Below are 23481 nucleotides of genomic sequence, written 5' to 3'. Positions count from 1 at the left end.
CGCTATGATCTCGCCTTCGGATATCCGGCGTGCGCGCATCCTGGTCGTCGACGACGAACCGGTGAACGTGCAGCTGCTCGAATTCCTGCTCAAGACCACCGGCTACGAACAGGTGGCCAGCACCACCGATCCGCGCCAGGTGGCCGCGCTGCACCTGCAGCACCGTTTCGACCTCATCATCCTCGACCTGCAGATGCCGCACATGGACGGCTTCCAGGTGATGGAAGCGCTGAAGCCGATGGAACGCGAGTCCTGGCTGCCGGTGCTGGTCGTGACGGCCGAGCCGGACAAGAAGCTGGCCGCGCTCGAGGCCGGGGCGCGCGACTTCATCGGCAAGCCGTTCGACACGGTCGAGGTGCTGACCCGCATCCGCAACCTGCTCGAGGTGCGCCTGTTCCACCAGGAGTCGCGCGAGCACGGCGCGCGCATGGAGCGCAAGGTGAGGGAGCGCACCGCCGAGCTGCAGCGCTTCCGCGGCGCGATGGATGCCACCGCCGACGCCATCTTCCTGGTCGATGCGCGCAACATGGCGATGCTCGACGTCAGCGACGGCGCCTGCCGCATGCTGGGCTTTTCGCGCGAGGCGCTGCTGCGCATCGACCCGGTGGCGCTGGGCCTGGCCGAGCGCGCCCAGCTCGAACGCTACACCGACGCCGACGCCGCGCCGCGCGAGCACGACATCGTCGAGACCGAGCTGCTGCGCGCCGACGGGCAGGGCGCGGTGCCGGTCGAGATCAGCTGGAAGCTGCAGCAGCTCGACCAGATGCGCATGCTGATCGCGGTGGCGCGCGACATTAGCGAGCGCCTGCACGCGGCCCAGCGCTTGAAACACATGTCGAACTACGACAGCCTGACCGGCCTGCCGAACCGCACCCTGTTCTTCCAGACCCTGCGCGACGCCATCGAGCTGGCCCAGGACAAGAACTGGCGCATCGCGGTGCTGTTCATCACGCTCGACCGCTTCAAGATCATCAACGACTCGCTCGGCCCGGCGCTGGGCGATGAGCTGCTGCGCCAGTTCAGCACGCGCCTGGTGCGCTGCGTGCGCCTGCGCGACACCATCGGGCGCCTCGGTGGCGACGAGTTCGCGCTGATCCTCACCACCACCCGCGAGCAGAAGGAAGAGGAGGCGGTCGGTGTCGCCAACGCGGTGCGCGAAGCGCTGCGCGCGCCGTTCGACCTGAACGGGCAGCAGGCGGCGCTGACGGCCAGCATCGGCATCGCCATGTACCCGGACGACGCGCTCGATCCGGGCACCCTGGTCAAGTACGCCGACGTGGCGATGGTGCGCGCCCGCGAGGCCGGGCGCGACGGCTACCGCTTCTTCACGGCCGGCATGAACGAACAGGTGCTGGCGCGCCTGGATCTCGAGCTGGCGCTGCGCAGTGCCCTCGACGGCGAGCAGTTCGAACTGCACTACCAGCCCAAGCTCGATTTGAATACGGGCCGGGTCAGCGGGGTCGAGGCCCTGTTGCGCTGGCGCCGCCCCGGCTTCGGCCTGATCTATCCGGCCGAGTTCGTGCCGGTGATGGAGGATACCGGGATGGTGGTGCGGGTCGGCGCCTGGATCGTCGACGAGGCCTGCCGCCAGATCGCCGCCTGGAACAGGCAGGGCGTGCGCGACGTGCGGGTGGCCGTGAACGTCTCCAGCCGCCAGTTCGCCGAGGGCGACCTCGAGGGCGACATCCGCGCCGCGCTGCAGAAGCACAAGGTGGAGCCGGGCCTGCTCGAGCTGGAGCTGACCGAGAGCGCGCTGATGTCGAACTTCGAGCACACGATCCAGGTGCTGGAGAGCCTGAAGGCGCTCGGCATCCGCATCGCGATCGACGACTTCGGCACCGGCTATTCGAGCCTGGCCTACCTGAAGCGCTTCCCGATAGACAAGCTGAAGATCGACATCGCCTTCGTGCGCGACATCACGACCAATCCGGACGATGCCGCGATCGCCCTGGCCATCATCAGCATGGCGCACAGCCTGCACATGCAGGTGATTGCCGAAGGCGTCGAGTCGCGCGCCCAGATGGCGTTGCTGCGCCGCTATTTCTGTGACGAGATCCAGGGTTTCCACTTTGCGCGCGCGCTGCCGCCCGACGAGCTGGGCAAGCTGGTGCTGGAGAACCGCGCCCAGCCCAGCCGGCCGGCGGCGGACGACCGCAACGTCCAGACCCTGCTGGTGGTGGACGATGACGTCAACGTGCTGGCAAGCCTGCACCGCCTGTTCCGGCGCGATAACTACCGGGTGCTGACGGCGGCCACGCCGGCCGAGGGCTTCGAGCTGCTGGCGCTGTACCGGGTGCAGGTGATCCTGTGCGACCAGCGCATGCCGGTGATGAGCGGCACCGAATTCCTGAGCAAGGTGAAGGAGATGTATCCGGACACCATCCGCATCATCCTGTCCGGCTACACCGGCGTGGAGACGGTGCTCGATTCGATCAACCGCGGCGCCATCTATCGCTTCTACACCAAGCCCTGGAACGACAACGAGCTGCGCGACAACGTGCGCCTGGCCTTCCGCCACTACTGGCTGACGCACGGGCCGTATGACGACCGCAAGACGCCGCGCGACGAGCGGGTCGCGTGATTTGCAGGGTGGACGTCACGCGTGGGCACGTGGTGCCCACGCTACGCGAAGTGATCCCAGCCGTGCAGGTTCAATGACAGCGGCGCGCCGTCGGCATCGATGAACCGTAGGCCCGGCTCGGCCTCGATCCGGCCCACGCGCGTGACCGGCGTGCCCGCACGCGCGCCGGCCGCCAGAATCGCGTCGCGCTTGGCCGCCGGCGCGGTGAAGCACAGTTCATAGTCGTCGCCGCCGGCGGCCGTGAAGCGGCGCCGCAGATCCCGCGGCTGGCGCGCCAGGGCCGGGCCGGCCGGCAGCGCGTCGAGGTCGAGCACGGCGCCGACCTTCGAGGCCGCCAGGATGTGCTTGATGTCGCCGACCAGGCCGTCGGAGATGTCCAGCGCCGCGTGCGCCAGCCGTCCTTCGGCCAGCAGCCGGCCCAGGGCCACGCGCGGCGTGGGCGCGTGCAGGCGCGGCGCGGCCTGCCGCCGGTCCGCATCGCTCAGGGTCATCTCGTCCAGGCAGGCGGCCAGCGCCAGGCGGGCGTCGCCAAGGGTGCCGGAGATCCAGATGTCATCGGCCAGACGGGCGGCGTCGCGCCGCAGCGCCGTGCCGGGCGCCAGTTCGCCGAAGATGGTGATGCAGATGTTCAGCGGACCCTTGGTGGTGTCGCCGCCCACCAGTTCGCAGGCATGAAAGTCGGCCAGCGCGAACAGGCCGCGCGAAAAGCCGTCCAGCCAGGCGGGTTCGGCGCCGGGCAGGGCGAGCGCCAGCGTGAAGCCGAGCGGCGCGGCGCCCATCGCCGCCAGGTCCGACAGGTTCACGGCCAGCGACTTGTGGCCGAGGTCGAACGGATCGGCGCCGGCCAGGAAGTGGCGGCCCTCGACCAGCATGTCGGACGAGACGGCCAGCTGCATGCCGGGTGTCGGGGCCAGCAGGGCGCAGTCGTCGCCGACGCCGAGCACGGTGCGGCCGGAGGCATCCGGACGTGCGCCACGGGTGAAATACTGTTTGATGAGGTCGAATTCGGAGAGCATGCCGCCATTCTAATGTGACGCGGACCCGGCCGGGCCGCCATAGCGTGCCGGAAGGCATGAACCATGTGTTAGAGTAAGCTTTTTCCCCCAGTTTGTATGAAACTCGATCTTCTGTCGATGCGCCTGTTCGTCAGTGTGATTGAAGAGGGCACGATTGCCGCCACGGCGGCGCGCCACCACATCGCCGCTGCCGCCGTCAGCAAGCGCATCAGCGAGCTGGAGGCGCAGTTGAACACCCAGCTGCTGGTGCGCAGTAACAAGGGGATCGCCGCCACGCCGGCCGGCTTTGCCTTGATCAATATGGCGCGCGGCATCATCAACGACCTCGACAACGTGGTGGCGCAGATGCAGGACTTCGCCAGCGGCACCCGCGGCTCGGTACGGCTCCAGGCCAACGTGTCGGTGATCACCCAGTTCATGCCGCACGCGCTCAAATCGTTCCGCTCGGCCTATCCCAAGGTCCAGGTGCACCTCGAGGAAAAGGTCAGCACCGCCATTATGCGCGGCGTGGCCGACAATCTGGCCGACATCGGCATCTTCACGCAAGTGCCGCATATCGACGGCATCGAGGTCTATCCGTATGCCACCGACGAGCTGGTGTTGATCGTGCCGAACGGCCACCCGCTGGCCGGCCGCGGGTCGGTGTCGTTCGCCGAGACGCTGGATTACGAATTCGTCGGCCTGCACGCGGGCAGCAGCCTGAACTATACGATGGTGAAGGCGGCCAGCGAACTCGGACGCCCGCTGAAGCTGAGCATCCAGGTAGCCGGCTACGACGCCCAGTGCCTGATGGTGGAAGCCGGCCTCGGGATCGGCATGCTGCCACGCGCCAGCATGCATACCTACAGCGCGCTGGCGATCCAGAGTCTGCGCCTGGACGAAGTCTGGGCGTGCCGCGAGCTGGAGATCTGCGTCCGTTCCTACGACGCGCTGTCGGTGGCGGCAAAACTGCTGTTCGATCACCTGCGTTCGCTGCCGCCATCCCGGTAATCCGTACTGCCATCGCGACACGCGAGGGCAGCATGGCAAAGCAATTCTTTACGCCCGCGCCGCACCGGTTCATCCTCATCGCTAGCGACTTGACGACTTAGCAATGAGGACCAGCATGAAACCGGAAACCCTTTACGAGAAACTGTGGCGCCAGCATGTGGTGCACGTGGACGAGTACGGCACGGCGTCGATCTACATCAACCGCCACCTGATCAATGAAGTCACCAGCCCCCAGGCCTTCGACGGCTTGCGGCTGGGTGGACGCCCGATATGGCGCCTGAACGCCAACCTGGCCGTGTCCGACCATAACATCCCGACCGAGGGACGCAGCCGGGGCATTGGCGATGCCGTCTCGCGCCATCAGGTCGAGACCCTGGAGCGCAATTGCCGCGACACCGGCATGCGCTATTTCGCGCTGGACGACGCGCGCCAGGGCATCGTCCACGTGCTCGGTCCCGAGCAGGGCGCAACCCTGCCAGGCATGAGCGTGGTTTGTGGCGATTCGCACACCAGCACCCATGGCGCCTTCGCCGCGCTGGCGTTCGGCATCGGCACCTCGGAAGTCGAGCACGTGCTGGCCACCCAGACACTGCGCACAAAGCAGTCGAAGACCATGCTGGTGCGGGCCGAGGGGCGGCTCGCGCCCGGCGTCGGTGCCAAGGACCTGGCGTTGGCGATCATTGGCGCGATCGGCACCGCGGGCGGCACCGGCCATGCCATCGAATATGCGGGCGAGGCGGTGTGCAGCCTGTCGATGGAAGGGCGCATGACCCTGTGTAACATGACGATCGAGGCCGGCGCACGCATGGGCATGATCGCGGTCGACCAGACTACCATCGATTATCTCGAGGGCCGGCCGTATGCGCCGCAAGGCGAGCAGTGGCAGCGTGCGGTGCGCCAATGGCGCGAGCTGGTGTCCGATCCCGGAGCGGTATTCGACCGTGTGGTCGAGATCGATGCCTCGGCGATCCGTCCGCAGGTGACCTGGGGCACGTCACCGGAAATGGTGGCCAGCATCGATGGGGCGATTCCCGATCCTGCGCTCCTGGACGATCCGGTGCGGCGCGAGGCCGCCTGGCGGGCGCTCGACTACATGGACCTGCAGCCGCACACGCGCATCGCCGACATCCGGCTCGACAAAGTGTTCATCGGTTCATGCACCAACTCGCGCATCGAAGACCTGCGCAGCGCCGCGGCGGTAGTGCGCGGGCGCCGGGTGGCGGCCACGATCCGCCAGGCGCTGGTGGTGCCGGGGTCCGGGCTGGTAAAGCTGCAGGCCGAAGCGGAAGGCCTGGACCGCGTTTTCCTCGAGGCCGGCTTCGAGTGGCGCGAACCCGGCTGCTCGATGTGCCTGGGCATGAACGAGGACCGCCTCGGCCCTGGCGAGCGCTGCGCCTCGACCTCGAACCGCAATTTCGAAGGGCGCCAGGGCGCGGGCGGCAGGACCCACCTGGTAAGCCCAGCGATGGCCGCCGCGGCCGCCATCGCCGGCCATTTCGTCGACATCGAACAGTTGTAACGTGAAGGAAAGCCAATGAAACCATTTACCCGACTCGACGGCCTGGTCGTCCCGCTCGACCGCTCCAATGTCGACACCGATGCCATCGTGCCCAAGCAGTTCCTGAAGCGCGTCACGCGCACCGGCTTCGGCCCCAACCTGTTTGACGAGTGGCGCTATCTCGACCATGGCGAGCCGGACATGGACTGCTCGGTCCGGCCGAAGAATCCCGACTTCGTGCTCAACCTGGCGCGCTACCAGGGCGCGGAAATCCTGCTGGCACGCGAGAATTTCGGCTGCGGTTCTTCGCGCGAGCATGCCCCGTGGGCCCTGGCCGAATACGGTTTCAGAGCAATCTTGGCGCCGAGCTTTGCCGATATCTTCTACAACAACTGCTTCAAGAACGGACTGCTGGCGGTGGTGCTGCCGGCCGATACGATCGGGCACCTGTTCGAACAGGTCGCGCAAACGCCGGGCTACCGGCTCGACATCGACCTGGAGCGCCAGCAAGTGCGCGCGCCGGATGGCGCCGTGTACGCCTTCGAAGTCGACGCGTTCCGCAAGCGCTGCCTGCTCGATGGCCTCGACGAGATCGGGCTGTCGATGCTGCAGGCCGAGCAGGTGCGGGCGTACGAGGCGAGGGTGCGGGAAGAATCCCCCTGGCTGGTGAGCTAGGGGCAGGCGTCCGGTGTGGACGCGAACAGGGCCAAAAAAATGCCGTTCACGTGAGATCGTGAACGGCATTTTGCATTGATAAACCAGACGGACCGCAGGGCGCGGTCCCGGCGATCAGAACTTCCCGGACAGCAGGTAGCCGGCATTTGGCACCACCGGCGCCAGTTCCAGCCGCTTCAGGATCTGGTACACGGTCGCGACGGCGGCCGACAGCACCGGCTTGCCGAGCCGGTCCTCGACCGCCTGGATTGCCGCCAGCGACGGCATCTGCACGCAGGCCGAGAGCACGATGGCGTCGGCGTCGCTGATGTCGAGGCGGTCGGCATGCCCGAGCAGGTCCATCGGATCGAGGCGGCCCACCGCCAGGTTGTCGGACACTTCCAGGCTGATCGAATCGGTGACCTGGATGCCGGTGTCTTCGATGTAGTCGATGACCTGCTGGGTCAGCGGCTTCATGTAAGGCGTGATGATCGCCACCTTCTTGAAGCCGAGCTCGCCGAGCACGTCAACCAGTGCGCCGGCCGAGCTGACGATAGGCGCCGGCGCCTTGTTCTCGCGCACCGTCGCCGACAGCCGGCGTTCCGACTGCAGGTGGTAGCCCGGACCCTGGCACATGATCGCGACCAGGCAGGCATAGGCCAGCACGTCGCAGCGGGCGTCGCTCAGTTCGAGGGCGCAACGGTCGCTGTCGACGTCCATCTTTTTGAGTTCTTCCGGCGTCACATGCATCATCCGCATGCGCGCCGAATGGAAGGTGAAACGTTCGTCCGGGAACTGCTGGGCACGCGCGAGCAGCATCGCCGGGATCTCGGTTTCCATGGTCGTGTTCGAGCTTGGAACAATCTGGCCGATACGATAGGTTTTCATGGTGGAGCGCTTTCTGTGTGATGAATCAGTTGCCGCTGGTGAGGACGGTGCCCTTGGTTTCCTTCAGGGTGAAGACCATCAGCGCGGCGGCGAAATAGGCCACCGATGCCAGCGAGATGGTGGAGCCGAAGCCGATCACCGGGATCAGGACCGGCACCAGCTTGATGCCGGCTATCGCGCCGACGCGGCCGAAGTTGAAGCAGAAGCCCGAGGCGGTCGAGCGAATGCTGGTCGGGAACAGTTCCGAATACCAGGCACCGAAGCCGCTGAAGTAGCCGGTGAAGAAACCGAGCAGGGCGGCGAGGATGCCGAGGGTCGCGATGTTGTGCATCGTGAACGCCAGCTTGCCATTGGTCAGCGGCATGGCCGCTGCGCCGAAGGTGAACACCGGTACCATGATGGTCATCCCCAGGAAGAACAGCGCGAACGAGATGCGGCGGCCGACTTTCTCGGCCAGGTAGCCGTAGGCCACGTAGCCGAGCATCGCGCCGACGCCGGTCCAGACCAGGAACACCGGGGCCTGGTCGATGCGCACGCCCAGCGTCTTCTGCAGGAAGGCAGGGGTGAAGGTGAAGACGATCCAGTAACCCAGCATGCCCAGCACGGAGATGGCGAGCGCCAGCAGCACGGAGCGCAGGTATTGCGGTGCGAAGATTTTCAGGAGGCCGTCGGAACCGCTGTTTTTCTTCATGAACTCACGGTTGGCGAGCCAGACCGGCGACTCCTTGACGAACACCAGCACGAACAGCAGGGTCGCGTAGGCCGGCAGGCTGGCGTAGATGAACAGCTTGCGCCATCCCTCGGGATTGCCTGGATCGAGCAGGTTCCAGGCGAACACCGCCGCCAGCAGGTTGCCGCCCGACCAGCCGGTCTGCATGAAGGCGATCGCCTTGGCGCGGCCTTCCGGCTTCCAGACTTCGCAGATCAGCGAAGCGGCAGCGGACCACAGGCCGCCGACGGCGATGCCGACGATGAAGCGGTAGGCGTTCAGTTCGGCCAGGCTGTGCGCGAAGCCGCACATCAGCGTACCGGTACCGTAGGCGAACACTGAGAGCGCGATGGTCTTCTTGCGCCCGATCTTGTCCGAGATATTCCCCAGGAAGTAGCCGCCAATGCCGGTCGCCAGCAGGAACCACGCCACCGTGGACACCACGTCGCCCATCGTCACGGCGAAACTGGTGGCGATTGCCAGCATCACGAAGCCGAAAATGCCGGCGTCGAGCGCATCGAACAGCCAGGCAACCCAGGAGCCGGCCAAAGTGAGATATTGTTGACGTACGCTGAACGCGGCCGGGGCGATGCCCGGTTGTAGGGATGCTGATTTCATGCTGTCTCCGAGAGTGTCGAGGGTTTGCCGTCCGGTCGCTCGCCGGGCTTTTTTGCAATACTGACGCGCCCGGAAAAAGGCGTAAAGAAGCCAATGGTGTGTTTGCCATCGCGAACCGCGATGGCAAACGGCGGGGCAGGGAGGAAGGACAGGCGGTGCGGCTTACCTGGGGCGGAACATATGGAACAGCTGGGTGGCGTCGACGCTGAAATAGTCGGCGGGGCCGCCGCCGCGCAGCACGTGGGCGGCCGCCGCGGTGTCGTAGATGCCGTCCTTGAGGCGCGACTGCGCGATGTGCACGCCGACGACCTCGCCCAGCACCAGCCAGGTCGGCACCTTCTCGCCGGCGGCCGTTTCCAGTTGCAGGATGCGGGTGCAGCGGCACTCGAACGAGACCGGGCTCTCGGCCACGCGCGGCACCGAGATCACGCGCGAATCGGCGGGCGTCAGGCCGGCCAGGGCGAACTCGCTGGTTTCCGGCGGCACCGGGGCACAGGTCTGGTTCATGGCCTCGGCCAGCGGGCGGGTGACCAGATTCCATGAGAATTCGCCGGTCTGCTCGATGTTGCGCACGGTGTCCTTGTAGCCGATGCTGGCAAATCCGACGATCGGCGGGGTGTAGTTGAAAGCGTTGAAGAAGCTGTAGGGGGCGAGGTTCAACGCACCGGTGCTGCTGCGCGACGAAATCCAGCCGATCGGGCGCGGCCCGACGATGGCGTTGAAGGGATCGTGCGGCAAACGGTGGCCCTCGCGCGGTTCATAGAAATGGATCGGATCGGACATGGGCATCTCCTTGGCTGGGATCGCAACGATACATTATCCGGCCGGGCTGGCACCATGCCTGCCGAGCGATCGGCCGCGCGATCCATGTTCGCAAGCGTAAACATGGCGTCGGTAAAAATACCTACACGATTAGAGGATTCACTCTGCTAAAATCACAAGCCCCCAGTCAGCCAGTACAGGAAGGCCTGCATAGCATGGATTCGTCAATCGATAAAAAAGAAGAATTACGCCAACAACTGCGTGCTGCAGCGCTCGAATATCACCAGATTCCCCGGCCCGGCAAGATTTCGGTCACCGCGACCAAGCAGCTGCTGAATCAGCGCGACCTGGCATTGGCCTACTCGCCGGGCGTCGCGGCTCCCTGCGAGGAGATCGTCAAGGACCCGGCCAACTCGTATAAATACACGGCGCGCGGCAACCTGGTCGCGGTCATCTCGAACGGCACCGCGGTCCTCGGCCTGGGCAATATCGGCCCGCTGGCCAGCAAGCCGGTCATGGAAGGCAAGGGCGTGCTGTTCAAGAAGTTCGCCGGCATCGACGTCTTCGACATCGAGATCAACGAGAACGATCCGGACAAGCTGATCGAGGTGATCGCCGCGCTCGAGCCCACTTTCGGCGGCGTGAACCTGGAAGACATCAAGGCGCCGGAGTGCTTCTACATCGAGCGCAAGCTGCGCGAGCGGATGAAGATCCCGGTCTTCCACGACGACCAGCACGGCACCGCGATCATCGTCGGCGCCGCCATCCTGAACGGCTTGAAAGTGGTCGGCAAGGACATCAAGAACTGCAAGCTGGTGGTGTCGGGCGCGGGCGCGGCGGCGCTGGCCTGCCTCGACCTGATCGTCGACCTCGGCTTCCCGATCGAGAATATTTACGTCACCGACCTGGCCGGCGTGGTCTACAAGGGCCGCACCGAGCTGATGGACCCGGACAAGGAACGCTTCGCCCAGGACACCCCGCACAGGAGTCTCGCCGAGGTGATCCCCGGCGCCGACATCTTCCTGGGGCTGTCCGCCGGCGGCGTGCTCAAGCCCGAGATGGTGGCGACGATGGCGCCGAATCCGCTGATCCTGGCGCTGGCCAACCCGAACCCGGAAATCCTGCCGGAAGACGCGAAAGCCGTGCGCAGCGACGTGATCATCGCGACCGGCCGTTCGGACTACCCGAACCAGGTCAACAACGTCCTGTGCTTCCCCTACATGTTCCGCGGCGCGCTGGACTGCGGCGCGACCACCATCACGCGCGAGATGGAGATCGCGGTGGTGCACGCGATCGCCGAGCTGGCCCACGCCGAGCAGTCGGACATCGTGGCCTCCGCCTACGGCATCTCGAACCTGTCATTCGGTCCGGAATACCTGATCCCGATGCCGTTCGATCCGCGCCTGCTGACCCACATCGCGCCAGCGGTGGCGAAGGCCGCGATGGACGGCGGCGTCGCCAGCCGTCCGATCCAGGACCTGGCCGCCTACGCCGAGAGCCTGCAGCAGTTCGTATACCGCAGCGGCTCCTTCATGAAGCCGCTGTTCCAGATCGCCAAGAGCACCCCGCCAGAGCTCAAGCGCATCGTCTACGCCGAGGGCGAGGACGAGCGCGTGCTGCGCGCGGTGCAGGTGGTGGTCGACGAGAAGCTGGCGCGCCCGATCCTGGTCGGCCGCCCGGCCGTGCTGGAACAGCGCATCGAGAAGTTCGGCCTGCGCCTGAAGCTCGGCCTGCACTTCGACGTCATCAATCCGGACTTCGACGAGCGCTACCGCGACTACTGGCAGACCTACCACCAGATGGTGATGCGCAAGGGCGTGACCGCGGACATGGCCAAGCTGGCGATGCGCCGCCGCCATACCCTGATCGGCGCGATGATGATCCACAAGGGCGATGCCGACGGCATGATCTGCGGCACGTACGGCACCACCCAGACGCACCTGGAATTCATCGACAAGGTGCTGGGCAAGCGCGCCGGCAGCAACGTCTATGCGGCGATGAACTTCGTGATCACCGAAGAGCGTCAGCTGGCGATGGTCGACACCCACGTCAACGAGAACCCGACCGCGGAAGAGCTGGCCGAGATCACGATCATGGCGGCCGAGGAGCTGGAACGCTTCGGCATCAGCCCGCGCGTGGCCCTGCTGTCGCATTCGAACTTCGGCACCTCGAACAGCGAGTCGGCCACCAAGATGCGCGCGGCACTGGCGCTGGTGCAGCAAAAGGCCCCGGACCTGGAAGTCGACGGCGAGATGCACGGCGACGCCGCACTGGATTCGAAGCTGCGCGCGAAGATCATGCCGCAATCGACGCTGAAGGGCGACGCCAACCTGGTGGTAATGCCGAACATCGACGCCGCCAACATCGCCTACAACCTGCTCAAGACTGCGGCCGGCAACGGCATCGCCGTCGGTCCGGTGCTGCTGGGCTGTGCCCGTCCTGTGCATATCCTGACGCCGTCGGCGACCGTGCGCCGGATCGTCAACATGACGGCCTTGTGCGTGGTGGACGCCGTCTCCGCACGCTGAAATTTTACAATTTCATCAGGCAAAAAGGCCGTTCGCGCGGCCTTTTTCCATTCTCGGCGTCTTAAAAATGTAGAAGTTCCTTACATTTAAAGATTTTGTAATAATTGTTGAGGCAGACGTAACAATGCGTAATCACGCGCCGTCGTTCAAGCATTTCAGGTGATAATAATCAAGCATATGTTGTTTATTTTGCACGATTTCTCCCGTGCAAGGCTTGAAGCATTGACTCTGTTACAATGCGGGGTTTGTCGGAATCATCTGGTCCGGACTCTCCCGAACGCCGGCCGCCTGCCGCGGTGGCATCCTCGACCAGCACCTGAAAATATCTAGAACATGCAAACAACGAAAAGAGCCCTAATTACCGGCATTACGGGCCAGGATGGCGCTTATCTTGCGCAATTGCTCCTGGAAAAAGGGTATCACGTAACGGGTACCTTCCGCCGGTCGAGCTCGGTCAACTTCTGGCGTATCGCGGAATTGGGCATCGAGAACCACCCGAACCTGTCGCTGGTCGAGTACGACCTGACCGACTTGTCCTCCAGCATCCGCCTGATGGAATCCTCCCGCCCGGACGAAGTCTATAACCTGGCGGCACAGAGTTTCGTCGGCGTTTCGTTCGAGCAGCCGGTCACGACCGCCTCGATCACCGGCCTGGGCGCGGTCAACCTGCTGGAAGCGATCCGCATCGTCCATCCGAAGGCGCGCTTCTACCAGGCATCGACCTCCGAGATGTTCGGCAAGGTCCAGGCCGTGCCGCAGGTCGAGAGCACCCCGTTCTACCCGCGCAGCCCGTATGGCGTGGCCAAGTTGTATGCGCACTGGATGACGGTCAATTACCGCGAGTCTTACGGCATCTTCGGCAGCTCCGGCATCCTGTTCAACCATGAGTCGCCGCTGCGCGGCCGCGAATTCGTGACCCGCAAGATCACCGACTCGGTGGCCAAGATCGTGCTCAACAAGCTCGACGTGCTCGAGCTGGGCAACCTGGACGCCAAGCGCGACTGGGGCTATGCGCGTGAATACGTGGAAGGCATGTGGCGCATGCTGCAGGTCGACCAGCCGGACACCTACGTGCTGGCGACCAACCGCACCGAGACCGTGCGCGACTTCGTGACCATGGCCTTCAAGGGCGCCAGCATCGATATCGAATGGCAGGGCCAGGGCGAGGAAGAGACCGGCCACTGTGGCCGTACCGGCAAGCTGCTGGTGCGCGTCTCGCCGAAATTCTACCGTCCGGCCGAGGTCGATCTGCTGATCGGCGATTCCAGCAAGGCCCAGCGCGAACTCGGCTGGAAGGCGACCACCAACCTCGAGCAACTGTGCCAGATGATGGTCGACGCCGACCTGCGCCGCAACGAATTGGGTTTCTCGTTCTGACATGAACCGCATGGTCACGGAAGAGATCATTGGCCTGGCCGAACCGCGCGAAGGCGAGGGCAAACGTGCCCTGATCACCGGGCTGCGTGGCTTCACCGGCTACTACATGGCGCGCGAGCTGAGCGCGGCCGGTTACCACGTCCACGGCACCGTGCTGCCGGGCGAGCCGACCGGTCCGGACATCTTCGCCGTCGACCTGCTCGACCGTGTTTCGGTTGCCGCGGCGATCGAACAGGTGCGGCCGGACGTGGTGGTGCACCTGGCCGGTATCGCCTTCGTGGCGCACAACGATGCCGACCAGATGTACCGCGTCAACGTGGTCGGCACGCGCAACCTGCTGGAAGCGCTGGCGGCCGGTACGCACAAGCCGTCCAGCGTGCTGCTGGCTTCCTCCGCCAACATCTACGGCAACGCCGACGTCCCCGTCATCGACGAGAACGTGCGTCCGGCGCCGGCCAACGACTACGCGGTCAGCAAGCTGGCGATGGAATATATGGCGCGCCTGTGGATGGACAAGCTGCCGATCACGATCGCGCGCCCGTTCAACTACACCGGCGTGGGCCAGGCCGAGAACTTCCTGCTGCCGAAGATCGTGTCGCACTTCCGCAAGGAGGCGCGGCGCATCGAGCTGGGCAACCTGGCGATCGCGCGCGACTTTTCCGACGTGCGCCTGGTGGCGAAGTGCTACCGCCGGCTGCTGGCTGCCGCACCCGGCGGCGAGGCCTTCAACGTCTGCTCGGGCCATCCGCATTCGCTCGAAAGCCTGATCGACATGATGAGCGAGATCGCCGGCTACCGTATCGAAGTGCACGTCAATCCGGCTTTCGTGCGCGCCAACGAGGTACTCACGCTCACCGGCAGCAACGCCAAGCTGGCCGGGGTCATCGGCAAGGTCGAGCCGACCCCGCTGCTTGAAACGCTGCGCTGGATGTATACGGCGTGAGCGGAGTGCGAGTCGGCCTGGGGACGACCATGATCGAACCGGGTTTCACTGGAGGACGGCTGGACGGCATCGGGGTCTACACCCAGGCCCTGTTGCGCCACTTGCCGGATGCCGATTGCGAGGTGGCGCCGTTCTCCTGGCCCGCCGGGAACACGCCGCCGAGCGTGGGCCGGGCAATGCCGCAATCCTTCGGGCACGCCACCGTGACCGATCTGCTGACGCCAGGCGCGCACCGGATCCACATGCCGCTCGACGTCTTCCACGTCACCGACTACCGCGTGGCGCGGATGGATTGCCCGGTGGTGGCGACCCTGCATGACGCGCTGCCGATCAAGCATCCGGAGTGGTGCAACCCGCGCCTGCGCGGAATGAAGAACTGGCTGCAGCGCAAGGCGGCGCAGAAGGCCGACCACGTGATCGCCGTGTCGCACTATGCGATCGAGGAGCTGGTCGACTGTTTCGGCGTCGATGAGCGCCGCATTTCGGTGGTGCCGAACGGCGTCGACGAGGAATGGCTGGCGCCGCCGGCGGCCGGCGAAGTCGCGGCCACGCTGGAAGCCTGTGGTCTGCGGCCTGGCTATTTTCTGTTCGTCGGCACGCTGCAGCCGCGCAAGAACGTCGAACGCCTGCTGGAAGCCTACCTGGCGCTGCCGCGGGCGGTGCGCGACGAGCGCCAACTGGTCATCGTCGGCAACGCCGGTGCCCGCTCGGAGGAGCTGTTGCGCCGTATCGCCGCCGCGGTCCAGAACGGCGCCGGTGTGCTCTGGCTGAACCGCCTGACCGACAGCGACCAGTTGCGCCATGTGTATGCCGGTGCCGGCGTGTTCGTGTTTCCTTCGCTGTACGAGGGCTTCGGCATTCCCGTGGTCGAGGCATTCGCGTCGGGGGTGCCGGTGGTGGCCTCGAACCTGACCTCGCTGCCCGAGGTGTCGGCCGGTGCGGCGCTCGAAGTCGACCCGCTCGACCTTGGTGCGATCGGCGAAGCCATGCTGTCACTGGTGCGGGAACCCGCGCTGCGGGCCCGTTGCATTACCGCCGGGCGCGCGCGCGCGGCCCAGCTGACATGGAATGCGACGGCACGCCGGACTGCCGCCGTCTACCGTTCACTCATCTGAAGACTAGCTATCCGCGATAAAGCCATGCGTATCCTTCACTTCTACAAGACCTACTATCCCGATTCGGTGGGCGGGATCGAACAGGTCATCCGCCAGATGTGCGTCGGGACCGGGCGGCTGGGGGTGACCAACCAGGTGCTGTCGCTGTCGCGCAAGCCCGATCTCCAGCCCTTCGAGTTCGAGGGGCACATGGTGCACCGGGTGCCGCAGAACTTCGAGCTGGCGTCGAACGCGGTGTCGATGCAGGCCGTCTCGCAGCTGGCGCGCATGGCGGCGGATGCCGACGTCGTGCACTACCACTTTCCCTGGCCCTTCATGGACCTGGCCCACTTCCTGGCGCGCGTGAACAAGCCCACCGTGGTGACCTACCATTCCGACATCGTGCGCCAGAAAGCCCTGCTGCGCTTGTACCAGCCGCTGCAGCACCGTTTCCTGCAGAGCGTCGACGCGATCGTGGCGACCTCGCCCAACTACATGGGCTCGTCCGCAGTGCTGGACCGCTACCGCGACAAGAGCCGCGTGATCACCTTCGGCCTCGACAAGTCCAGCTATCCGGAACCGGACCAGGCGCGCCTGGACCACTGGCGCGCCAAGGTCGGGCCGAAGTTCTTCCTGTTCGTCGGCGTACTGCGCTACTACAAGGGGCTGCACATCCTGCTGGATGCGGTGGCGGGCACCGATTACCCGGTGGTGATCGTCGGCGCCGGCCCGATCGAGCAGGAGCTGAAGGCCCATGCCGAGCGCCTGGGCTTGAAGAACGTGATGTTCGTCGGTAAGGTGGATGAGCTGGACAAGGTCGCGCTGCTCAAGCTGTGCTATGCGGTGGCCTTCCCCTCGCACCTGCGCTCGGAGGCCTTCGGGATCTCGCTGCTGGAAGGTGCGATGTTCGGCAAGCCGATGATCTCGAGCGAGATCGGCACCGGAACCACCTATATCAACATCCACCAGCAGACCGGCCTGGTGGTTCCACCGTCCGACCATGTAGCCCTGCGGGCGGCGATGCGCACCCTGTGGGACGATCCGCAGCTGGCCCGGGAAATGGGCGGCCGCGCCGAGGCCAGGTACTGGCAGCTGTTCACCGCCGAGCAGATGGCCGACGGATACGCCAGCCTGTACCAGGAGCTGGTGGCGCGGCGCGAGCAGGTGGGATTGACGCCGGCAACGCGGCTGGGCTGACGCCCGCGTGGGCACGTGGTGCCCACCCTACGAGTCAGGCGGCCTTCAGTTCCTGCGCATCTTCCGCCCAGCGCTGGCGGATCGCGCGGATCGCCGGCATCTGGCCCATGAACAGATCGACCAGGGCCGGATCGAAATGCCTGCCCTTCTGCTCGACCAGGAAATCGAGCGCTTCCTGTTCGCTCCAGGCTTTCTTGTACGGGCGTACCGAGGTCAGGGCGTCGAACACGTCGGCGATCGCGGTGATCCGGCCTTCCAGCGGGATCTCCTTGCCGGCCAGCCCCTGCGGATAGCCGCTGCCGTCCCATTTCTCGTGGTGGGTCAGGGCGATGTTGCGCGCCAGCGCCAGCATGCCGCCCTGGTGCTCGCCGATGATCTCGGCACCGATGGTGGCGTGGCTCTGCATGATCTTCCATTCGTCCGGGTCGAGCGGCCCGGGTTTCTGCAGGATGCGGTCGGGGATGCCGATCTTGCCGACGTCGTGCATCGGCGCCGCGTGCAGCAGGTCGTCGGCTTCCGTCTCGCTCATGCCGGCCGCCAGGCCGAGGATGCGCGAGAAGTGGCTCATGCGGATCACGTGCAGGCCGGTCTCGTTGTCCTTGTATTCAGCGGCGAGGCCGAGGCGCTGGACGATCTCCAGGCGCGTCGCGCGCAGCTCTTCCATGCGCACCAGCGACAGGTGGGTGCGCACGCGCGCACGCACGACCGGCGGGCTGACCGGCTTGGTGATGTAGTCGACCGCGCCGGCCTCGAAGCCTTCCAGCTCGTCGTCGGTGTCGGTCAGCGCGGTCACGAAGATCACCGGGACGCTTGCGGTGCGCGGATCGGCCTTGAGGGCCGCGCAGACTTCATAGCCGCTCATGCCCGGCATCATCACGTCCAGCAGGACCAGGTCGGGGCATTCCTCGCGCACCAGTTCGAGCGCGCGCGGGCCGTCCTTGGCAAAACGCAGGCGGTAGTTGTCCTGCAGGATCTGGCGCAGCAGTTGCAGGTTGCTTGCTTCGTCGTCGACCGCAAGGATCAGCGGAAGGTTGACGGTACTCATTCGGTCATCTCCTGTGCCAGGTCATCGATGGCGCCCAGCACGGCGTCGAGCTGTTGCAGGGCCAGTTCAAAATCAAAATCGGCGATCGCGGCGTGCACCTGGGCCGCGCGGGTGGCCAGCGGATGGCCGGTCAGCGCGGCCGCCAGGCCGGCCGAGGCGGCGTCGTCCAGCCCGCCGCGGCGCAGGGCATCGCGCAGCACCCCGCCGGCGCGCCTGGCGCGCTCCAGGTCGACGCCCGGACGCGCGGTCTGGGCCGGCTTGGCGGTGGGTAGCGGCTGGGCCGCGCGGATCTCCGCCAGCGCGCCGTCGAGTAGCACGCACTGCTGGGCCAGCGTCTCCTGCAGCGTGGCCTCAAGGCCCGGGTACAGCTTGCCGCTGTCGCCGTCGACCAGGCTTTCGAGCTTGCCGAGGGCATCGGCCAGCAGTTCCAGGCCGAGGTTGGCGGCAACGCCGCGCACCTTGTGGGCCAGCATGCGCATGGCGCGGTAGTCGGCCTGCGCGGCCTGCGCCGAAAGCAGCAGCGCCACGTCGGCGTGCCGGGTTTCGAAATGCGCCAGCGCTTCGATATAGGCGTCTTCCTTGCCGCTCCAGCGGCGCAGGCCGGCCTGGCGGTTCAGCAGCATGCGTTCCTGGGCCGGCAGCTCAGGATCATGCTGTACGCTGCCCAGTCCCAGCACGCGCGCGATCTCGTGCGACAGCGCGAACCAGTCGACCGGCTTGCTGGCGAAGCCGTCCATGCCGGCGTCGACGCTGGCGCGGCGGTGCTCGGCCAGCACGCTGGCCGTCATCGCGATCACCGGCACGCGCGCGCGGCCGGTGCTTTCCGCCTGCTGGCGGATCAGGCGGGTCGCGCTCAAGCCGTCGATGACCGGCATCTGGAAGTCCATCAGGATCACGTCGAACTCCTCGCGCGCAGCCAGCTCGACCACCTGCGCGCCATCGCCGGCGGCGGTCATGGTGTGGCCGCGGCGGGCCAGCAGCAGCTGCAGCAGTTCCTGGTTCTGCGGCACGTCGTCGGCCACCAGCACGCGCAGCGGCGGCAGGGCGGCAGGGGTGCGCACGCGCGGCTGCTGCGGCGCGAAGCGCGCCAGCACCAGCGGCAGCACCACGTGGAAGACGGCGCCCTGGCCCGGTTCGCTCTCGGCCCAGATCCTGCCGCCCATGAGCTCGACCAGCTGCTTGCTGATCGTGGTGCCAAGGCCGGTGCCGCCGAAGCGGCGCGTCATCGAGGCGTCGGCCTGGGTGAACGGATCGAAGATGGCTTGCAGGCGCTCCGGCGCGATGCCGATGCCGGTGTCGCGCACCTCGAAGTGCAGCTGCTCGCCCTGCAGCTCGGCGCGCAGGGTGACGCTGCCCTTTTCGGTGAACTTGATGGCGTTGTCGAGCAGGTTGGTCAGCACCTGGCGTACCCGCAGCTCGTCGCCGCGCAGGCAAGTCGGCAGGGCCGGATCGTAGTGGACGTCGACGTGCAGGCCCTTGGCGCGCGCATTGGCGGCCAAGGTCGACGACAGCTCGTCGATCAGGGACAGCAGGTTGTAGTCGTTGTGCTCGAGTTCGACGGCGCCTTTCTCCAGCTTGGCGGTGTCGAGGATCTCGTTGAGCAGGCGCAGCAGCGCGCGGCCGGCGCTGCGAATGGTATCCAAGTGGCGCCGCTGTTCCGGCGCCAGTTCGCCGTCGAGCAGCACGTCGGTGAAGCCGAGGATCGAATTCATCGGCGTGCGGATCTCATGGCTCATGTTGGCCACGAAGCTGGCGCGCGCGGCGGCGGCCTGCTCGGCGTTCTCCTTCGCCCGGCGCAGCGCGTCTTCCATCGCGCGGCGTTCGGTGATGTCGAGGATCACGCCGTCCAGCCAGTGCGGCTGGCCGGCATCGTTGCACACGCCGGTGCCGTTTTCCCACAGCCAGCGGGTACTGCCGTCGGCATGCAGCAGGCGGTATTCGACCAGGTAGGGGCGGTTCTCGCGCAGTGCCGCGGCGATCGCTTCCGAGACCCGGACGCGGTCCGCGGCATGGATCTGGTTGGCGAAGCGGCGGCGCGGGCAGTCGCCGAGGAAGTCGGCGACCGGATAGCCGGTCACGCGCTCGACGGCGTCGCTGAGGAACACCATCGGCTGGGCGCCTTCCAGCAGGCTGCGGTAGGAAATCCCGGGGATGTTGCCGATCAGGGAGCGGAATTGCTGCTCGCTGGCGCGCAGCGCCTGTTCCATCGCGCGGCGCCCGCTGATGTCGGTGATGAAGCAGACGAACAAGTCCTTGTCGTCCAGGCGCGCATGGCCCACTGCGCGCCGGATCGGTACGATGCTGCCGTCCTTGCGGCGGCCGGTGACGTCGGCGCTCTGGGCGCCGGGCGTGACCTCGCCGGCATCGAGCGCGCGCAGCAGGCCGGCTTGCGCGGAGGCTTCCTCGTTGGCGATCAGGAGGCGGATGTTCCGGCCGACGATCTCGTCGCGCTTCCAGCCGTAGATGCGCTCGGCCGAGGCGTTGAATTCGAGGATGATGCCGTTACGGTCGACCGTGACCACGCCGTCCACCGTGGTGGTCAGGAGGGCGCGCATCCAGGCTTCGCTGCGCGACAGGTCGCGGAACAGCTGGCGGTAGCGCAGCAGGCCGTTGGCGCCCAGCACGAAGATGGTGAAGGCGACCGTGATCAAGCTGATTGCCAGTGCCAAGAAGGTATCGGAAGCCGCCTTTTGCGGACTCAGCGTGGCGCGCCCGACGAAGCGTGCGGCCTCCATGCCGGTGTAGTGCATGCCGGCGATGGCGCAGCCCATCACGACGGCAGCCAGCAGCAGGCGCCGCGATTCGCTCAGCCGGTGCGACAGGCTGGACAGCCCGAAGCGCACCCACAGCGCCAACGTCGCCAGCACCACCGCGACCACGATCGACAGCAGGAACATCCAGGGGTCGTAGCGCAGTTCGAGACCCATGCGCATGCCGGCCATGCCCGCGTAGTGCATCACGCCGATGCCGGCGCCGACCACCACGCCGCCCGCCAGCAGGCCCCAGCCGCCCAGGCGCTCGCGCGCGATCAGCCACAGCGCGACGAAGGAGGCGGCGATGCTCGGCACGCCCGAGATGATAGTGGCGACCGGATCGTAGTCGACGTCGGTGCACAGGTCGAAGGCCAGCATGCCGATGAAGTGCATTGCCCACACGCCGGTGCCCAGTGCGAGGCTGCCGGTGCCGAGCACGATCCAGCGCTGGCTGCGGTTGACGGCGGCCTGGCCGGCGATCAGCAGCGCCATCCAGGAAGCGAAGATCGCCACCAGCACCGACAGGATCACCAGCCCGGGCGTGTACATTCCGTAACTCAGCAGGGATGGATCGTCCGGTACCTTGAACAATGAAAACGGCATAAAAATGAGGAAAATGACGATAAATTTTGCGGGCCCGCAAGTATGTCACTTTCTCATAGGAAAATGTTGGTGAACAAGGGATAGTCCCTGACAGGTAACAAATGCTGTCGCGTGAGCGCCACCAAATTGATGAAAATTGTCGAGTTGTCATGGCTGGCCGCGCGTTCGATGTTGCTGGTATGCCATGTCTACAGGTCGCTGCCGGCTGGCAGCGTTGGCAATGGGCGCGCCATGCGAATGAAGACGGTGATTGTGGCTGCCATGCTTGCCCTCGGCTGCGCCGCGTCCCAGGCAGAGCCGGTATCGCGCCTGTTCCTCACCACCGCGCACCTACAACGGTGATGCGCGCGACCAGTACCTGCGCACGCGCGGCGATGGAACGCGACGGCAGCTTGCAGCGCATCCAGCACCGCTACGACGACGGTAGCGTTCGGCACGGGCGCTGAGTTCCTGCGGGCACGCGCGTGCGACCCGGAACGGGTGATTTGGGTATGATGAAAAATCGGCAATCCCGTTCCCAAGGTGCACGCGTGGCGGCTTCCCTTATCCCGACCGACCGTTTTTCGATCGCTTCCCTGCGCATGCTGTCGCTGCGCGACGCCGTCCTGCGCGTCTGGGAGGAGCAGTTGTGCCAGGTGCTGCCGCGCACTGGCAAGCTGAGCCATCCGGTGCTGATCGACACGATGCCGGTGTTGTACGAGTGCATGTGCGCGGTCCTGACGCCGGCCTATTTCGAACGCGACGGTATCGACGTCTCGAGCATCGGCGCCGAACATGGGGTCGAGCGCGCCACCCTGACCGACTACGACGCCGAAGCCATCCTGGCCGAATTCCAGATCTTCCGCAGCGTGCTGTTCGATATGCTGGAAGCGCACGAGATCGCATTGACCAGCCCCGAGCGGCGCGCCCTGCACCTGAGCATCGACCTGGCGGTGCGCGAGAGCGTACGGTCGTTCGTGGTGGCGGCGAATTCGATGCGCGAACGCTTCGCCGGCGCGCTCGCGCACGACCTGCGCCAGCCGGTGTCGAACATCGCCATGGGCGCGCAGCTGATCCTGCGCCTGAACCCGCCGCCCGCGATCGCCGAGTGGGCGGGACGCATCGTCAAGAACGGCGAGCGGATGGCGACCATGCTGGAGGAACTGCTGGACGCGCTGTCGATGCAGGCCGGCGACCGCCTCAGGCTGACGCTGACCGAGTTCGACATGCTGACGCTGGTCGAATCGGTTGCCCAGCGGGCCCGCGACTACCAGGGCGCCGAGGTACGCATCCAGGGCGTCGCCGTGCGCGGCTGGTGGAGCCATGCGGCCCTCGAGCGGGCGCTGGAAAACCTCCTCAACAACGCGCAGAAATACGGTGATCCCGGCACGCCGATCGACATCCACCTGAACGTCGACAACGCGCGCGCCGTCATCGCGGTGCGCAACCAGGGCAAGCCGATTCCGCCGGGCGAGTTCGAGGCGATCTTCCAGCAGTTCGTACGCTCGCAGGGGGCCGGTGAATCGTCGACCGGCAGCTGGGGCCTGGGCCTGCCTTACGTGCGCATGGTGGCGCAGAGCCATGGCGGCAGCGCGATGGTGTTCAGCGATGCGGAGTCCGGGACGGTGTTCGTGATCGACGTGCCGGTCGATGCGCGGCCGTATCAGGAGCCGGCGGTCTAGTTTGTTGACCGGTAGATAACTCAGGGGTATCTTGGACGGGCCAGCCGGCGTCCGCCCGGCGCTTCCCATGAGGATCCGATGTCTACCCGTTTCTTGAGCGTCTCTCCCCTGGTCCCCGCCCGCGACGTCGAGGAAGCCATCCGCTTCTACCGCGACGCGCTCGGTTTCGAACTGGACTACCGCGACGGCGAACCGGCCCGGTTCGCGATCGTCGGGCGCGATTCAGCCTGGCTGAACCTGTTTTTTAATGAAGACAAGTACCTGGCCGACCAGACCAGCCTGCGCATCGTCGTCGACGGGGTCGATGCGCTGTACGAGCGCTGCCAGGCGACCGGCTGCACCCACCCGAACGGCGCGCTCGGCATCCGGCCATGGGGCACGCGCGAGTTCTCGATCATCGATCCGTCGGGGGTGTGTATTGCGTTCGTGGAGCAGGAAAAGCAGAAAAGCTAGGGAAGCGCTGAACAAATAGGTTTTGCGCCCGAGTCGAGACGACAAACCAGCATCGGATGCCACGGTGGTCGAATTCAGGTATTTTTCGCGTCTGGTGCGGGGTCTCGAGAC

The 23481-nt window shown here is 66.0% G+C and carries 18 protein-coding genes; 12 read left to right on the top strand and 6 right to left on the bottom strand.

From position 1 onward, the window contains the following. Positions 1-4 precede the first annotated feature (4 nt). On the top strand, positions 5-2581 hold the full coding sequence (locus tag ACI48D_RS24625; protein ID WP_435573878.1) for an EAL domain-containing protein: 2577 nt from the start codon (positions 5-7) through the stop codon (positions 2579-2581). A 41-nt stretch (positions 2582-2622) separates the two neighbouring features. Here ACI48D_RS24625 and thiL read toward each other — a convergent pair whose 3' ends face one another. Continuing rightward, a complete protein-coding gene (thiL, locus tag ACI48D_RS24620) occupies positions 2623-3597 on the bottom strand; it encodes a thiamine-phosphate kinase (RefSeq protein WP_435573877.1) in 975 nt (324 codons plus the stop codon). Between the two features lie 96 nt (positions 3598-3693). On the opposite strand from thiL, the gene ACI48D_RS24615 reads away from it, so the two are divergent. The 3 genes from ACI48D_RS24615 to leuD all read left to right on the top strand — a co-directional run bounded on the left by ACI48D_RS24615 (position 3694) and on the right by leuD (position 6760). Further along, the gene (locus tag ACI48D_RS24615) at positions 3694-4587 is read left to right on the top strand and encodes a LysR substrate-binding domain-containing protein (RefSeq protein WP_435573876.1); all 894 of its coding nucleotides are present in this window, start codon (positions 3694-3696) and stop codon (positions 4585-4587) included. Between the two features lie 115 nt (positions 4588-4702). After that, on the top strand, positions 4703-6106 hold the full coding sequence (gene leuC, locus ACI48D_RS24610) for a 3-isopropylmalate dehydratase large subunit (protein ID WP_435573875.1): 1404 nt from the start codon (positions 4703-4705) through the stop codon (positions 6104-6106). Between the two features lie 15 nt (positions 6107-6121). Continuing rightward, positions 6122-6760, top strand: a complete 639-nt coding sequence (gene leuD / locus ACI48D_RS24605) for a 3-isopropylmalate dehydratase small subunit (protein WP_435573874.1) — start codon at positions 6122-6124, stop codon at positions 6758-6760. 114 nt (positions 6761-6874) lie between these two features. Here leuD and ACI48D_RS24600 read toward each other — a convergent pair whose 3' ends face one another. The 3 genes from ACI48D_RS24600 to ACI48D_RS24590 all read right to left on the bottom strand — a co-directional run bounded on the left by ACI48D_RS24600 (position 6875) and on the right by ACI48D_RS24590 (position 9737). Continuing rightward, positions 6875-7627: a maleate cis-trans isomerase family protein gene (locus ACI48D_RS24600; protein WP_435573873.1), complete on the bottom strand. Its 753-nt coding sequence runs from the start codon at positions 7625-7627 to the stop codon at positions 6875-6877. Positions 7628-7652: 25 nt separating this feature from the next. Then, complete coding sequence (locus ACI48D_RS24595) at positions 7653-8954, bottom strand: MFS transporter (RefSeq protein WP_435573872.1); 1302 nt, start codon at positions 8952-8954, stop codon at positions 7653-7655. A 162-nt stretch (positions 8955-9116) separates the two neighbouring features. After that, on the bottom strand, positions 9117-9737 hold the full coding sequence (locus ACI48D_RS24590) for a flavin reductase family protein (RefSeq protein WP_435573871.1): 621 nt from the start codon (positions 9735-9737) through the stop codon (positions 9117-9119). 194 nt (positions 9738-9931) lie between these two features. On the opposite strand from ACI48D_RS24590, the gene ACI48D_RS24585 reads away from it, so the two are divergent. The 5 genes from ACI48D_RS24585 (at position 9932) to ACI48D_RS24565 (ending at position 16855) form a co-directional block, all read left to right on the top strand. Next, a complete protein-coding gene (locus ACI48D_RS24585; protein WP_435573870.1) occupies positions 9932-12244 on the top strand; it encodes an NADP-dependent malic enzyme in 2313 nt (770 codons plus the stop codon). Between the two features lie 333 nt (positions 12245-12577). Further along, positions 12578-13621 carry a GDP-mannose 4,6-dehydratase gene (gene gmd / locus ACI48D_RS24580; RefSeq protein ID WP_435573869.1) on the top strand — a complete coding sequence of 348 codons (1044 nt, stop codon included), beginning with the start codon at positions 12578-12580 and terminating at the stop codon, positions 13619-13621. A gap of 1 nt (position 13622) precedes the next feature. Continuing rightward, positions 13623-14564 carry a GDP-mannose 4,6-dehydratase gene (locus ACI48D_RS24575; RefSeq protein WP_435573868.1) on the top strand — a complete coding sequence of 314 codons (942 nt, stop codon included), beginning with the start codon at positions 13623-13625 and terminating at the stop codon, positions 14562-14564. Then, entirely contained in the window at positions 14561-15679 is a 1119-nt protein-coding gene (locus tag ACI48D_RS24570) for a glycosyltransferase family 4 protein (RefSeq protein ID WP_435573867.1), read from the top strand. Before ACI48D_RS24575 ends, ACI48D_RS24570 begins: the two co-directional genes overlap by 4 nt. A gap of 24 nt (positions 15680-15703) precedes the next feature. Further along, complete coding sequence (locus ACI48D_RS24565; RefSeq protein WP_435573866.1) at positions 15704-16855, top strand: glycosyltransferase family 4 protein; 1152 nt, start codon at positions 15704-15706, stop codon at positions 16853-16855. A gap of 34 nt (positions 16856-16889) precedes the next feature. Here the strand turns inward: ACI48D_RS24565 and ACI48D_RS24560 are convergent, their stop codons facing one another. Beyond that, the gene (locus ACI48D_RS24560) at positions 16890-17900 is read right to left on the bottom strand and encodes a response regulator (protein ID WP_435573865.1); all 1011 of its coding nucleotides are present in this window, start codon (positions 17898-17900) and stop codon (positions 16890-16892) included. Then, positions 17897-21202, bottom strand: a complete 3306-nt coding sequence (locus tag ACI48D_RS24555; RefSeq protein WP_435573864.1) for an MHYT domain-containing protein — start codon at positions 21200-21202, stop codon at positions 17897-17899. The genes ACI48D_RS24560 and ACI48D_RS24555 overlap by 4 nt, the downstream gene beginning before the upstream one ends. A 165-nt stretch (positions 21203-21367) precedes the next feature. Between ACI48D_RS24555 and ACI48D_RS24550 the strand changes: the two genes are divergently transcribed. The 3 genes from ACI48D_RS24550 to ACI48D_RS24540 all read left to right on the top strand — a co-directional run bounded on the left by ACI48D_RS24550 (position 21368) and on the right by ACI48D_RS24540 (position 23370). Beyond that, positions 21368-21598 (top strand): hypothetical protein, encoded by a 231-nt coding sequence (locus ACI48D_RS24550; protein ID WP_435573863.1) that lies wholly within the window; start codon positions 21368-21370, stop codon positions 21596-21598. Positions 21599-21786: 188 nt separating this feature from the next. Continuing rightward, the gene (locus ACI48D_RS24545; protein WP_435573862.1) at positions 21787-22917 is read left to right on the top strand and encodes a sensor histidine kinase; all 1131 of its coding nucleotides are present in this window, start codon (positions 21787-21789) and stop codon (positions 22915-22917) included. 78 nt (positions 22918-22995) lie between these two features. Then, the gene (locus tag ACI48D_RS24540) at positions 22996-23370 is read left to right on the top strand and encodes a bleomycin resistance protein (RefSeq protein WP_435573861.1); all 375 of its coding nucleotides are present in this window, start codon (positions 22996-22998) and stop codon (positions 23368-23370) included. Positions 23371-23481 lie beyond the last annotated feature (111 nt).

This window comes from Massilia sp. LXY-6 (genome assembly GCF_051233485.1).
Taxonomy (GTDB): domain Bacteria; phylum Pseudomonadota; class Gammaproteobacteria; order Burkholderiales; family Burkholderiaceae_D; genus Telluria.
The sequence above is the reverse complement of the archived record's forward strand: the minus strand, read 5'-3'. Positions and strand labels throughout refer to the sequence as shown.

What these genes read in the sequence shown, in the direction of transcription:
- ACI48D_RS24625 (WP_435573878.1), top strand. Translation starts at nt 5, where the DNA reads ATGATCTCGCCTTCGGATATCCGGCGTGCGCGCATCCTGGTCGTCGAC.
- thiL (WP_435573877.1), bottom strand. Translation starts at nt 3,597, where the DNA reads ATGCTCTCCGAATTCGACCTCATCAAACAGTATTTCACCCGTGGCGCA.
- ACI48D_RS24615 (WP_435573876.1), top strand. Translation starts at nt 3,694, where the DNA reads ATGAAACTCGATCTTCTGTCGATGCGCCTGTTCGTCAGTGTGATTGAA.
- leuC (WP_435573875.1), top strand. Translation starts at nt 4,703, where the DNA reads ATGAAACCGGAAACCCTTTACGAGAAACTGTGGCGCCAGCATGTGGTG.
- leuD (WP_435573874.1), top strand. Translation starts at nt 6,122, where the DNA reads ATGAAACCATTTACCCGACTCGACGGCCTGGTCGTCCCGCTCGACCGC.
- ACI48D_RS24600 (WP_435573873.1), bottom strand. Translation starts at nt 7,627, where the DNA reads ATGAAAACCTATCGTATCGGCCAGATTGTTCCAAGCTCGAACACGACC.
- ACI48D_RS24595 (WP_435573872.1), bottom strand. Translation starts at nt 8,954, where the DNA reads ATGAAATCAGCATCCCTACAACCGGGCATCGCCCCGGCCGCGTTCAGC.
- ACI48D_RS24590 (WP_435573871.1), bottom strand. Translation starts at nt 9,737, where the DNA reads ATGTCCGATCCGATCCATTTCTATGAACCGCGCGAGGGCCACCGTTTG.
- ACI48D_RS24585 (WP_435573870.1), top strand. Translation starts at nt 9,932, where the DNA reads ATGGATTCGTCAATCGATAAAAAAGAAGAATTACGCCAACAACTGCGT.
- gmd (WP_435573869.1), top strand. Translation starts at nt 12,578, where the DNA reads ATGCAAACAACGAAAAGAGCCCTAATTACCGGCATTACGGGCCAGGAT.
- ACI48D_RS24575 (WP_435573868.1), top strand. Translation starts at nt 13,623, where the DNA reads ATGAACCGCATGGTCACGGAAGAGATCATTGGCCTGGCCGAACCGCGC.
- ACI48D_RS24565 (WP_435573866.1), top strand. Translation starts at nt 15,704, where the DNA reads ATGCGTATCCTTCACTTCTACAAGACCTACTATCCCGATTCGGTGGGC.
- ACI48D_RS24560 (WP_435573865.1), bottom strand. Translation starts at nt 17,900, where the DNA reads ATGAGTACCGTCAACCTTCCGCTGATCCTTGCGGTCGACGACGAAGCA.
- ACI48D_RS24555 (WP_435573864.1), bottom strand. Translation starts at nt 21,202, where the DNA reads ATGTACACGCCCGGGCTGGTGATCCTGTCGGTGCTGGTGGCGATCTTC.
- ACI48D_RS24540 (WP_435573861.1), top strand. Translation starts at nt 22,996, where the DNA reads ATGTCTACCCGTTTCTTGAGCGTCTCTCCCCTGGTCCCCGCCCGCGAC.